The sequence below is a fragment of the Dietzia aerolata genome (genome assembly GCF_014144865.1).
GTDB classification, from domain to species: domain Bacteria; phylum Actinomycetota; class Actinomycetes; order Mycobacteriales; family Mycobacteriaceae; genus Dietzia; species Dietzia aerolata.
The window spans coordinates 1-11,790 of the sequence record NZ_JAALDM010000282.1 but is presented as its reverse complement, the minus strand read 5'-3'; the positions used below and the strand labels follow the sequence as shown (position 1 = coordinate 11,790).

Annotated in this window: 12 protein-coding genes; 8 read left to right on the top strand and 4 right to left on the bottom strand. The window is 68.5% G+C overall.

What is annotated here, in order from left to right; genetic code table 11:
• Positions 1–105 precede the first annotated feature (105 nt).
• From G6016_RS14875 to G6016_RS14865, 3 genes are read left to right on the top strand one after another with little or no spacing between them, the layout of a single operon-like run.
• Complete coding sequence (locus tag G6016_RS14875; protein WP_182633396.1) at positions 106–1,323, top strand: MlaD family protein; 1,218 nt, start codon at positions 106–108, stop codon at positions 1,321–1,323.
• Positions 1,313–1,966, top strand: coding sequence for an Rv1363c family protein (locus tag G6016_RS14870; protein ID WP_182633395.1), 654 nt, complete (start codon positions 1,313–1,315; stop codon positions 1,964–1,966). Before G6016_RS14875 ends, G6016_RS14870 begins: the two co-directional genes overlap by 11 nt.
• A gap of 15 nt (positions 1,967–1,981) precedes the next feature.
• On the top strand, positions 1,982–2,836 hold the full coding sequence (locus tag G6016_RS14865) for an oxygenase MpaB family protein (protein ID WP_182633394.1): 855 nt from the start codon (positions 1,982–1,984) through the stop codon (positions 2,834–2,836).
• An 84-nt stretch (positions 2,837–2,920) separates the two neighbouring features.
• On the opposite strand, the gene G6016_RS14860 is transcribed toward G6016_RS14865, so the two are convergent.
• Positions 2,921–3,652, bottom strand: a complete 732-nt coding sequence (locus G6016_RS14860; protein WP_182633393.1) for a GntR family transcriptional regulator — start codon at positions 3,650–3,652, stop codon at positions 2,921–2,923.
• A gap of 179 nt (positions 3,653–3,831) precedes the next feature.
• Between G6016_RS14860 and G6016_RS14855 the strand changes: the two genes are divergently transcribed.
• Together G6016_RS14855 and G6016_RS14850 are read left to right on the top strand one after the other, a co-directional pair.
• On the top strand, positions 3,832–4,632 hold the full coding sequence (locus tag G6016_RS14855; RefSeq protein WP_182633392.1) for a crotonase/enoyl-CoA hydratase family protein: 801 nt from the start codon (positions 3,832–3,834) through the stop codon (positions 4,630–4,632).
• 176 nt (positions 4,633–4,808) lie between these two features.
• Positions 4,809–6,131, top strand: a complete 1,323-nt coding sequence (locus G6016_RS14850) for a gamma-glutamylcyclotransferase family protein (protein WP_182633391.1) — start codon at positions 4,809–4,811, stop codon at positions 6,129–6,131.
• Positions 6,132–6,185: 54 nt separating this feature from the next.
• Here G6016_RS14850 and G6016_RS14845 read toward each other — a convergent pair whose 3' ends face one another.
• On the bottom strand, positions 6,186–6,422 hold the full coding sequence (locus G6016_RS14845) for a hypothetical protein (RefSeq protein ID WP_182633390.1): 237 nt from the start codon (positions 6,420–6,422) through the stop codon (positions 6,186–6,188).
• Between the two features lie 28 nt (positions 6,423–6,450).
• On the opposite strand from G6016_RS14845, the gene G6016_RS14840 reads away from it, so the two are divergent.
• A complete protein-coding gene (locus G6016_RS14840; RefSeq protein ID WP_182633389.1) occupies positions 6,451–6,726 on the top strand; it encodes a hypothetical protein in 276 nt (91 codons plus the stop codon).
• Positions 6,727–6,872: 146 nt separating this feature from the next.
• Here the strand turns inward: G6016_RS14840 and G6016_RS14835 are convergent, their stop codons facing one another.
• Together G6016_RS14835 and G6016_RS14830 are read right to left on the bottom strand one after the other, a co-directional pair.
• Complete coding sequence (locus tag G6016_RS14835; RefSeq protein WP_182633388.1) at positions 6,873–7,961, bottom strand: inositol-3-phosphate synthase; 1,089 nt, start codon at positions 7,959–7,961, stop codon at positions 6,873–6,875.
• Positions 7,958–8,509, bottom strand: coding sequence for a PadR family transcriptional regulator (locus tag G6016_RS14830; RefSeq protein ID WP_182633387.1), 552 nt, complete (start codon positions 8,507–8,509; stop codon positions 7,958–7,960). Before G6016_RS14830 ends, G6016_RS14835 begins: the two co-directional genes overlap by 4 nt.
• Positions 8,510–9,030: 521 nt before the next feature.
• On the opposite strand from G6016_RS14830, the gene G6016_RS14825 reads away from it, so the two are divergent.
• Together G6016_RS14825 and G6016_RS14820 are read left to right on the top strand one after the other, a co-directional pair.
• Complete coding sequence (locus G6016_RS14825) at positions 9,031–9,429, top strand: DUF5318 family protein (protein ID WP_338403632.1); 399 nt, start codon at positions 9,031–9,033, stop codon at positions 9,427–9,429.
• A 164-nt stretch (positions 9,430–9,593) separates the two neighbouring features.
• Positions 9,594–11,790 (top strand): transglycosylase domain-containing protein (locus G6016_RS14820; protein WP_182633385.1); only part of this gene is annotated, 2,197 nt, incomplete at its 3' end.

Sequence of the window (11,790 nt, the reverse complement as noted above, 5' to 3'; positions counted from 1 at the left end):
GCCGGTGGGCGAGCCGTACGCAGCGCCGCCGGGCAACGCGCGGCCGGGCAACGCCCCGGCAGCTGGTGCCCCGGCAGCCCAAGCACCCACGCAGGGAGGGACGCCGTGAACCGCCACGTCGCCGCGCAGGCGATCCTCTTCGCGATCATCTCCGTGGTCGCGATCGCCTTCGGCGTCCGATACATCGCCGAGGACGCCGACGTCTCCCGCGGTTTCCGCGTGGTGGCCCACATGGAGGACGCCCGCGGCCTGGGCCCCGGGGTGCGGGTCACCTACCGCGGCGTGGACGTGGGCGTCATCCAGGAAGCGGTGCTCGACGGCGACGGCGGGGTCGAATTGCGGCTCCGGATCGTTGACGGGACGCGGATCCCGGCGGATGCGCCGGCGCGCGTGGTCACCAGCACTGCGCTCGGTGACCGCCGACTGGACGTCCGGCCGGACAGCGACGCCGGGCCGTACCTGAAGGACGGCGGGACGCTGCTCGTCCGACCGGAGGACCAGCCCGCCAAACTCGAGCACCTCATCGCCGACATCGAGACCTCGTTGCTCGCGCTGAACCCGGAGTCACTCGCAACGATCGGGGACAGCAACTCCGAAGCCCTCGAGGGCAATGGTGAGCGACTGGGGGCGATCATCGAGGACACCGCCCGGCTCACCACCGTCCTGGCCGACCAGGCCCCCACCCTGCGGGGACTGGTCGACGACGGGCTCGTCGCGGTGCGGGCCCTCGCCGAGCGGGACCGGCCGATCTCGGGGGCGTCGACCGTTGCCAGGGACGTGACCGGGCAACTCGCCAGGCGTGAGGACACGCTCGTCTACCTCCTGGACCAGTCGCCGGACGCGATGCTGCGCGCGCAACACCTGCTCGACGCGAACCGCGAGAACGCGGCCGGACTGCTGGCGAACACCCTGGTGGTGACGCCGGTGTTCCGCGACCGCGGGCCGGCGTGGGAGGCGGGCCTGACCCAGGGCGAACGAGGCCTGCGGGCGCTCGCGGGAACCGTGCGAGACGGCCGAGCCGACTTCCAACTGGTCGCCACCCAGGGACCGGTGTGCGTCTACCCGTACGAGGTGCGTGACATCCACGACGAGTCGTGGCGCGAACCCAACCTCCGGATGTACTGCCCGCCCGTCGAGGACCTCGAACAGCGAGGTTCCAGGGCGGCGCCCCGACCGAACGACGAGGGTCTGGCCAACGCCACCGAGCCCGGCACACGAATCGGACCCGACATGGCCGAGGACCCGGCGATCGTGCCCACGGGCAAAGAGATCGCCGCGTACTGGGCGACGATGATGGAAGGACTGCGCAACGATGGCAGCTGACGACGAGACCAAGGCATCCCCCGGAACCACGGTGTCCGCGGAGACAGAAGCACACGCCGAGGGCGAGGCGTCGAGTGAGGCCGATGCCACCAGCGCGACCGATGCCGCCAGCGCGACCGAAGCCGGCGATGCGGCCGATGCTTCCGGCGAGGCCGGGGCGCCCACCGGGCGCGGGCGAGCCGGTCGGGTCATCGCCGGCCTGGTGATCGTGGCCCTGCTGGTCGCGACCTGTGTCCTGGGCTACCTGCTGTGGCAGGAGCAGCGCCAGGACGCACTGCGTCAGTCCGCGGCGGACGAGGCATCCCGGCTGGTCGTGCAGCTGGCCACCTACGACCACACCGACGTGGACGGCCACCTCGACTCCGTGGTCTCTGAGGCCACCCCGGGATTCGCCGAACGCTACACCGAGGTGTCCGAGGGGCTGCGCGAACTGCTGGCCAGTGGCGAGGGCACCTCGAGCGGGACCGTGGTCAACGCCGCGACCGAGAGCGTCGACGGCGACACCGCCGTCGTCTTGGTCTTCCTCGATCAGCAGGTCACTAACGTCACCGTCCCGGACGGACGCGTCGACTCCAGCCGCATGCTCGTCACCGTCCAGCGCGACGGCGACCGGTGGCTACTCGACGACGCCCAACTCATCTAAAAGGAGAACGCTCACATGCTCGCCGAACTGCACCGCAACCCCGCGCCGCCGGTCGCACGCCCGAACCCGCCCCAACTCGCCGACGCGATCGACTCACTGGGCCTCGCCAGTGGCCCGGCCAACGTGATCATGCAGTTGGCCTGGCCAGAGGTGGGCTGGGGAGTCCGCGAGAGCCGCGCGGACACCGGAAACGTGTACAAACGGCCCTTCAAACGGGCGCGGACGACGTTCCAATACCTGGCCGTCGCCACCATCGGCACCGACGAGGACAAGCGCCTCTATCGCGAGGCCGTGGACCGCGTGCACAAGCTCGTGCACTCCACCCCGCAGAGCCGAGTGAAGTACAGCGCGATGGATCCCAAGCTGCAGATGTGGGTCGCCGCCTGCCTCTACATCGGTTTCGAGGACGTCTTCGAATGGCTGCACGGACCGATGACGGAGGCGGACCGCGACGCCTTCTACGCCTCCGCGCCGACCCTGGGCACGACCCTGCAGGTCCGGCCCGAGCAGTGGCCGGCCACCCGCGCCGAGTTCGACGACTACTGGCGTGACGGGCTGACCCGCATCCGGTTCGACGGCCCCGTCGCCGAGCACCTGGTGGGCATCACCGAGCTGAAGATGCTCCCGCAACCGGCGAACCTACTGTTCGGCCGGGTCAGCAAGTGGATGACCACCGGCTTCCTGCACCGCGAGTTCCGCGACGAACTCGGACTGCCGTGGAACCCCCGTGATCAGCGGCGGTTTGAGAAGTTCCTCGCCGTGACGGCCCGACTCAACGGCATGCTGCCGGAGTCGGTCCGCACTCTCACCTACCGCCTGCTCATCGTGGAACTGCGGTGGCGGATGCGGACGGGCCGCCCGCTGGTGTGAGATGTGGCCGGGCCACTGCCCCTGGGATGGCGGGGTCGTCCGGGGAGGACGGCCCCGCCAGTCGATGGGTACCGGGGAAAGAGCTCAGGACGTGGCCGCGCCCGCGGGCTCACCGGTGCTGGTGGCGGCGTTGTCGTCGTCGTCCCAAATTCCTGCTCGTTCGAGGTGCTCGATGAGCAGACGCGCACCCCCGGAGAACTCGGCGTCGACCACCTGGTGGGCGGTGGCGACGTCGCCCTCCCGCAGCGCATTGAGCATGCGGCGGTTGTCCTTGAGCGCGTTCTCACGCCACACCGGATCCTCCGCGTAGAGGCGATACGGCATGTACCGCGCCGCATTCGACAGGAAACGCGAGAGCTTGTCCGACTGGGAGGTCCGGTTTATCGACCGGTGGATCGCGTACTGCGCGCGCACCACCCCGTCGGCGTCGCCGGCCGCGGAGGCGGACTCGAAATCGTCGATCAGCGTGGCGTGGAAATTCAGGGACTCGGCGTCGAAACGGGTGATGGCGCGGTCGATGATCCGCTTGGACAGCTCGGCCTGGAGCCAGAAGATGTCCTCGATGTCCTTGCGGCTCATCGGCGAGACCAGATAGCCGCGGCGCGGCACCAGATCTACCAGGCCCTCGCCGCGGAGGGTGAGCAGCGCCTCGCGGACCGGGGTGACGCTGACCCCGAGCGCAGCCGCGGTCTCATCGAGCCGGATGAAGTCGCCCGGGCGCACCTCGCCGCTCATGATGCGGGTCCGGACGTGGTCGGCCACCTCCTCCGAGAGCTGCGGACGTTGTGCGAGTCGAGTGGGGGTCAAGTCCGCCACCTCATTTCAGGGAAGAAGCACCGCTCAGGGCGCTTTCGGCCGATGATCAAAATCAAATATATCCGATGCGGTGGCAAGAATCGTCCCCTGGGGGTGAATGTCGCGCCGCGGCGGCGCGACCCTGAGCGGAAGTGCGCGAGGCGATGCGGCCAGGCGCCGGGACGGGCGAGACTAGACGCATGACTGATACCGAGAACCGTCCCGCCGTCCGCACCGAGCGTCGCGGCAACGTCCTGCTCGTCACGATCGACCGGCCCGAGGCCCGCAACGCCGTGAACCAGGAGGTCAGCACCGGGCTCGGCAACGCGCTCCACGAGGCCGACACCGATCCCGAACTGCGAGTGGTGGTGCTGACCGGCGCCGGCGAGCAGTCTTTCTGCGCGGGCGCCGACCTCAAGGCGATCTCCCGCGGCGAGGACATCTTCCCGGCCGAGAACCGGCAGTGGGGCTTCGCCGGGATGATGCAGCACTACGTGTCCGTGCCGATCATCACCGCGGTCAACGGCACCGCGCTGGGCGGGGGCACCGAGCTGGCGCTGGCCAGTGACCTGGTGGTGGCCGCCGACCACGCGAAGTTCGGGCTGCCCGAGGTCAAGCGCGGACTCGTGGCCGCCGCGGGTGGCGCGTTCCGGCTGCCCGAGCAGCTGCCGCACCGCGTCGCGATGGAGATGATACTCACCGGCGAGCCGATCTCCGCGCAGCGGGCGCACGAGTTGCACCTCATCAACCGGGTCGTGCCTGCTGACAAGCTGCTGGATGCCGCGCTCGAACTGGCCGAGGTGATCGCCGCCAACGCGCCGCTGGCCGTGCAGGCCAGCAAGCGGGTCGCGCTGGGCATCACCGATGGCGCGCGGCCGTCCGAGGTCGAGAAGTGGCGGGTCAGCGACACCGAGATGATCAACGTCATGACCTCGGAGGACGCGATGGAGGGGCCGCGCGCGTTCGCCGAGAAGCGGGCGCCGGTCTGGAAGGCGCGCTGACGGCGCGGTCCCGCAGGCGACGGTCCGGGTGACCGTCGAGGCACGGCCAAGCCTAAGGTGAATGACCGTGGCGGCGCCCGGGTCGCCGCCACGGTCACACTTCGGATCAGAGGGCGGAATCAGTGTCGGACCGTTGGTATCGGGCAGTGAGGATGAGGCTGGGTGGCGGGCACCCGATGTTGCGGACCCCACTGGCCACCCGCATCTCGCGGCTCGGATTGTCCGGGATCCTTCTCATTTATCTGGCGGCTCTGGCGGTGTCCGCGGTGGCCGGTGGTCTGGTGTTCCACGCGACGGGCGTCGGCGGGCCCGATGAGTCGCTGAAGTCCTCGATCTTCAGCGCACTGTCGATGGCCTTGGGCGCACGGGACCCGCATCAGGGTGGCGACTTAGACCTCGCGGGGGTCACCGGAGTGGTCCTCGCCGTCATCGGCGTGATCCTGCCGGCCTGGCTCCTGGGCGCTTTCGTCTATCTGGTGTTCAAGTTCGACCCGATAGTGTGGAAGAAGACCGCCTCATACGAGAATCCGGGTAACGGGCGGGCGCACGTCACTTTCCGCTTCTACAACGGCAGTTCCGAAACGATCTCGGGGATGAAGGTCAAGGTCACCGCTCGCTATACGACGGATGACCGGCCGGCGAGCAGGGCGGTGGAACCGATGAAGCTCAACACCGGGATGAACCGGCCGCTCCAGGACTGCATCGAGTGGCCGATCAGTGATCCGGCGATGGCCCAGTCGGTGAGGATGCCGCTGGCGGAGGTGGACGGCTGCGTGGGCGTCGAGTTCGCGAGGCTCGACCGGCTGATTCCGCATGAGAAGGTCGAGTACGTTGTCGAGGTGAGTGGCATGCTCACCGGGACGGGTAACGAGATTCGTTCTCAGCACCTGTACCGGGCCGATGAGGTGATCGAGGGGCATTTCCAGGAGATCGACATCGATGTGTCGGTTCCGCCCAGGGAATGGTCCGGTTGGCAGGGATGGGAGAACAACGTGCACTTGTTCGTCTTCGGCTACGGCTCACTGTTGAATTCCCAGTCAGCGTCGCGGACGCTGGGGGACGCGGAGGCCCTCACGTATGCCAATGCGGTTCTGGCCGGGTATGAGCTCGCCTGGAATGCGGGGCTGGTCACCGGCGCCGCGGAGGGTGTGGACGGGATCGCCGTCGCTTTGGGGCTCGAGGAGTCGCCGGAGGGTAGGTGTGAGGGGTCGGTCATCGCGATCACGCGGGATGACCTGGTGCGCCTGGACAACCGCGAGATCAACTATGCGCGGGTCGACGTGACCGAGACGATCACGTGGGAGGGCGCACCGGAGCACCGGACCGTGGTCACCTATGTGCCGCTGGCGGATTCCGTCGCCGGATCACGTTCGCCGGAGGCGTTCGTGTCGCAGGCGTATGCCTCATCGGTCGCCGATGGCTACGCCGAGCAGGGTCTGGATACCGCCCAGCTCACCGCGGCGACCTCGCGGGCGGGCCTGCCGATCCGGACGGTCTGAGCCGTCGGGCCCGGGCGAGGTCGTGCTGAGCCGGGACCTGGCCGGAACCTGACCCTACTGCCAGAACAGTCCGCCCGGCGTCTGGCCGCCGCCGACTAGGGTGCAGGTGAGGATGGTGTCGCCGGGGCCGTCCACGGACAGCCCTTCCTGTGCGCACGGGCCGCCGGGCTGTGCCTGTCCGACGGCTTCCGCGCCGTCGCTGCCCTCGGCCGCGCCGGCCGGTAGCCAGATCGGCCCCATGGTGGGGTCGTTGGTGCAGAACAGTGCCGAGCCGTCCTCGGCCTGGGCCACCTCCCCGAGGATGTGGCACGGTCCGCCGGTGCCCACGACGTTGGCGGGCAGTTCGGGTGAGGGGGTGGTTGCGGGCGCCGCGGTGCTGGACGTCGTGGACGGTGCTGAGATGGGGTCGGCCGTCGCCTCCGTGCTGGAGGTGGTGGGGGAAGAAATTGAGGACGACGACGACAACGTCGAGGAGCTCACCGTTGACGTGTCGTCGGCCTCTGACGCGTTTCCGGAACAGGCGGCGAGTACCAGTCCGGCTGCCGCGCCGAGGGCGATGAGCGCCGGGACACGGCGACGCCCCGTGCTGGTGTGAGGGCGGATTGTCGCGTGGTGGGTCATTCGTTCCTTCTCATGCGCAGGCAGTCGCGGCAGGGGGCGGGGCCCCGTCGCGGGTGGGGGCAGACCGGCGGCACGGCTGCTGAGTCGCCGAGCCGCGGTCTGCCCCCGAGTATGCGCGTTTCAGGCGCCGATGATGAAGGCCTCGAGTTCGGCGCGGGCCTTGTCGTCGGCCATCTGCTCCGGCGGCGACTTCATGAGGTAGGCCGAGGCGGGCAGGATCGGCCCGCCGATGCCGCGGTCCTTTGCGATCTTGGCCGCGCGGACGGCGTCGATGATGATGCCGGCCGAGTTGGGGGAGTCCCACACCTCGAGCTTGTACTCCAGGTTCAGCGGGGCATCGCCGAAGGCGCGACCCTCGAGGCGGACGTACGCCCACTTGCGGTCGTCGAGCCATTCGACGTGGTCCGACGGGCCGATGTGGACGTTCCGGTCGTGGATCTTGCCCTTGAGGGAGCCCTCGAGGTTGGAGGTCACGGCCTGGGTCTTGGAGACCTTCTTGGACTCCAGGCGCTCGCGCTCGAGCATGTTCTTGAAGTCCATGTTGCCGCCCACGTTGAGCTGGTACGTGCGGTCCAGCGCGACGCCGCGGTCCTCGAAGAGCTTGGCCATGACGCGGTGGGTGATGGTGGCACCGACCTGCGACTTGATGTCGTCACCGACGATCGGGACGCCGGCGGCGCGGAACTTCTCGGCCCACTCGGGGTCGGAGGCGATGAACACGGGCAGGGCGTTGACAAAGGCCACGCCGGCGTCGATGCAGCACTGCGCGTAGAACTTGTCGGCCTCCTCGGAGCCCACCGGAAGGTAGGAGACCACCACGTCGACCTGCGCGTCCTTGAGCGCCTGGACCACGTCGACGGCCTCGGCACCGGATTCCTCGATGGTCTCGCGGTAGTACTTGCCCAGACCGTCGAGGGTCGGGCCGCGCTGGACGTTCACGCCGGTGGGCGGGACGTCGCAGAGCTTCATGGTGTTGTTCTCCGACGCCAGGATGGCGTCCGCGAGGTCCATGCCGACCTTCTTGCCGTCGACGTCGAACGCGGCGACGAACTCTACGTCGGAGACGTGGTAGTCGCCGAACTTGACGTGCATGAGGCCGGGGACGGTCGAGTCGACGGCCGCGTCCTTGTAGTACTCCACGCCCTGCACGAGCGAGGAGGCGCAGTTGCCGACGCCGACAATCGCGACGCGCACCTTCTGGTCGGTCATTGGGGTTCTCCTTGTGATGGGTTCTCTGTCTGGATGAGCTCGTTGATCCACCGCAGCTCGCGTTCGCTGGTCTCGAGGCCGAGCATCGTGAGTTGCCGGGCGTAGCGCAGTTCGGTCGGGCCGGCGCGGGTGGCGGCGTCGCGTTGGCCTTCGCGACGTTCCTCCAGTACTCGCCGTCGCCCCTCGAGGAGCCGCACCCGGGCGGGCCCGGGCGTGCGGTCGAAGAAGGCCAGGTGCACGCCGAAGCCGTCGTCCGCGAACGATGCGGTGCCGGGCTCGTCGAGCAGTGCCGCCAGCGATTCCTTGCCGCGTTCGGTGATGCGGTAGGTCTTGCGTCCGCGTCGCGCGGTGGCAGGTGGTCGCGTGGCCGTGGCGGCGGAGGCGTCTTCGACGATGTCGCCCTGCTGCTGGAGGCGGCGCAGGGTGGGGTACAGCGAGCCGAAGGAGACGGTGCGGACGGTGCCGAGCATCTCGGACAGTCGTTTCCGCAACTCGTAGCCGTGCATCGGGCGCTCGTCGAGCAGCCCGAGGATGGCCAGTTCCAGCATTTCACCTCCCCCTTTCCGCGAGTCGCGCCGGATTGGCGAGCGACGGACGTTGACGATACACCCCGTGATGTATCGACTCGATATATAGGGTCGCACCATCGGCTCGACGTGTCGGCGCCAGCTCTCCGCCGCGCAGCGCTCCGCCCGGCCTTCCGACCCGGCCTTCCGCCCTGCCTTCCCCTCGGATTTCCGCCCGGCCATTCGTCCGCCTTTCAGTGCCTCTCAACGTCAAGTGGGTTCGGCTCGTATCGGCCGAGAACAGGGTGTGCGAAACCCACTTGGAGATGAGCGGGGCGGGGCGGAAAGGGCGAGGTGGGAAGGCGCGGAAGGGCGAAGAGATATGACGACGACGAGGACCCTCGAATCCGGGTGCGGTGACCGGAACGGCCCGCTCGTGCCCGGGCCCGGCGCAGGGGTCGTAGGCTGACGGTGTGGACCAGGCCGACATCCGCGATCCGCGACCCGGCCCCTCACCGGGGGCGGAGGACCCCACCGGCCGTGCGGCGCTCCGGCGTCGACGGGTGGTGGACTTTGCGCTGCGACGTCGCGGCGTCCTGGCAGACCTCCAGGCAGGTGGACTCTCGCTGCGCGAGGTCTGCGATGCGGACGTCTACCTCCAGCGCGCGGCGGGCTTCCACGGCAACAGCACCGAGACCGTCTGTCCGGTGTGCCGCAAGGAGAATCTCACCGAGGTGTCCTGGGTATTCGGTGATGACCTCGGATCAGCCTCGGGCTCGGCTCGCAGTGATGAGGAGCTCGAGCAGCTGGCCCTGACCCACGACGAGTTCACCGTCCACGTGGTGGAGGTGTGCCGCAGCTGCTCGTGGAACCACCTGGTGCTCTCCTATGAATTAGGGCTGCCGGAGGGTTCGGGCAAGCGGGTCAGGCGGGCCGCGCGAGAGCTTCGTCGCCGCTCCTGAGTGACTGCATAGAAGCGGCGTGGTCAGGTCCCGGAACACGCTTCGGGAATGCCCGGTGACGTGCGCCGGTTCTGGAAGAGGCCCTCTTTCGTACACAATGGACGCCAGAGAGCCGTCACCGGGGGTCGCCCGGATTGGTCGGACATGCTCTCAGGAGGTAGATGATGTCGCGAAGTGATCAGACGAACCGAAGCGCCGAAGGGGACTACGACGAGGCCCCACGGCGCGGCTGGTTCCGTCGTCACCCCGTGTGGACGACGCTGATCCTGCTCGTCGTCATCGTCCTCGTCGTGCCCGCGGTGATCGTCGGCGTCGCCTACTCCCGCACCGACGTCCCCAAGCCCGGCAGCATGGCCGCCAACCAGATCTCGGAGATCTACGAGAGTGACGGCACCACGATGATCGGTCGCATCGTGCCGCCGGAGGGCAATCGCACGCTGGTGGACATCGACGTGATCCCAGTGCACGTGCGCAACGCGGTGATCGCCGCCGAGGACCGGAGCTTCTACACCAACGAGGGTTACGACCCCACCGGCATCGGACGCGCCGTGATCGGGCAGGTCACCGGTGAGTCCACCGCCGGCGGCGGATCGACCATCACGCAGCAGTACGTCAAGAACACGATGGTCGGCGACGAGGTCACCTACGAGCGCAAAGCCAAAGAGATCATCATCGCGGCCAAGATGACCCAGGAGTGGTCGAAGGACCAGATCCTCGAGGCCTACCTCAACACCATCTACTTCGGACGCGGTGCGTACGGTATCGCCTCCGCCTCCAACGCCTACTTCAACAAGCCCGTCGAGAACCTCACCGTCGAAGAGGGCGCACTTCTGGCAGGCGTCATCCAGTCCCCCTCCGCGCTGGATCCGCTCGCCAACCAGCCCGCATCAGAGGCGCGCTGGAACTACGTCATGGACGGCATGGCCGACATGGGTGCAATCGACGCACAGCAGCGTGGTGCGGCCATGTTCCCGCAGGTCGTCCAGGATCCGCAGACCGTCGAGCAGAACGTCGGCGACCCCACCAACGGCGCCATCCGCCGTCAGGTCCTTGCCGAGCTGGCCCAGTCCGGCATCGACGAGCAGATGCTGAACACGCGCGGACTCAAGATCATCACCACCATCGACCGACAGACCCAGGAGTCCGTCCTCGAGGGTGTCCGCAGCAACATGCAGTACCAGAACGCCGACACCCGTACCGCCGTGGTCTCGATCAACCCCCGCACCGGCGGGGTGATCGGCTACTACGGAGGCGAGGAGGCCGAGGGCTGGGACTACGCCAACGCGCCGCTCCAGACCGGCTCGGTGTTCAAGATCTTCGGTGTGGCCGCAGCGCTCGAGCAGGGGATCGGCCTGGGGACGCCGGTGTCGTCGGCGCCCGTCACCACCGGCAACATCACCGTCACCAACGTCGGCGGTCAGACCTGTGGTTCCTGTTCGATCTCGCAAGCCCTCAAGCTCTCCCTCAACACCTCGTTCATCCGGCTCCAGCGAATGCTCGACGACGGTGCCAATGACACCCGTGAGATCGCGCATCGCGCGGGCGTGGCCAAGCAGATCCCCGGCCTCGAGTGGGAGACGCTGAGTGAGTCGGGCGAGGACCCGTTCGACGGCATCATCCTGGGCCAGTACCCGATCCGCGTCCGCGACATGGCCAGCTCCCTGGCGACCTTCGCCGACGAGGGCATGTACCACCAGGCCCACTTCATCGAGCGGGTCGAGACCGCCGACGGCGAGGTCCTGCTGGACAACTCCTCTCCCGAGGGCGAGCAGGTCATCGACGAGGACGTGGCCAACAACCTCACGTCCGCCATGGAGCCCATCGCCTCCTACTCCAACGGACATTCACTGGCCGGTGGTCGCCCCTCGGCCGCCAAGTCCGGCACCACGCAGCTCGGGGACACCGGGCTCAACAAGGACGCCTGGTTCGTGGGCTACACCCCCTCGATCGCGACCGCGGTGTGGGTGGGAACCGATGACAACCAGCCGCTGTACAACTCCTACGGCGGCACCATGTATGGCGCCCAGCTTCCCGCCGACATCTGGAAGTCGGTGATGGACGGTGCACTGTCCGGGTCGGACTGGGAGCAGTTCCCCGAACCCGGCATGATCGGTGGCTCGGCGGGCGCCTCCAACTGGGAATCCTCGCCCAGCACGCAGAGTTGGAACCAGACCGCGCCCACGCAGTCCGCTCCGACAGCTGAGCAGCCGGTCGAGCCCGCTTCGCCGGCGCCGCAGCCCGTACCGCAGGATTCCGGCCCGCCGCTGACGATCGAGGTCCCGGGGCTGCCGCCGATTGAGATCCCCGGTGTGCCCGCACCTGCCCCGGCGCCCGCCCCCGGCGGCGGAGGGGCCGGCGGTG

Bases quoted from the DNA above. Each gene is read 5' to 3' on its own strand.
- G6016_RS14855 (WP_182633392.1), top strand. From the start codon at position 3,832: ATGACTGATACCGAGAACCGTCCCGCCGTCCGCACCGAGCGTCGCGGC.
- G6016_RS14850 (WP_182633391.1), top strand. From the start codon at position 4,809: ATGTTGCGGACCCCACTGGCCACCCGCATCTCGCGGCTCGGATTGTCC.
- G6016_RS14865 (WP_182633394.1), top strand. From the start codon at position 1,982: ATGCTCGCCGAACTGCACCGCAACCCCGCGCCGCCGGTCGCACGCCCG.
- G6016_RS14830 (WP_182633387.1), bottom strand. From the start codon at position 8,509: ATGCTGGAACTGGCCATCCTCGGGCTGCTCGACGAGCGCCCGATGCAC.
- G6016_RS14835 (WP_182633388.1), bottom strand. From the start codon at position 7,961: ATGACCGACCAGAAGGTGCGCGTCGCGATTGTCGGCGTCGGCAACTGC.
- G6016_RS14870 (WP_182633395.1), top strand. From the start codon at position 1,313: ATGGCAGCTGACGACGAGACCAAGGCATCCCCCGGAACCACGGTGTCC.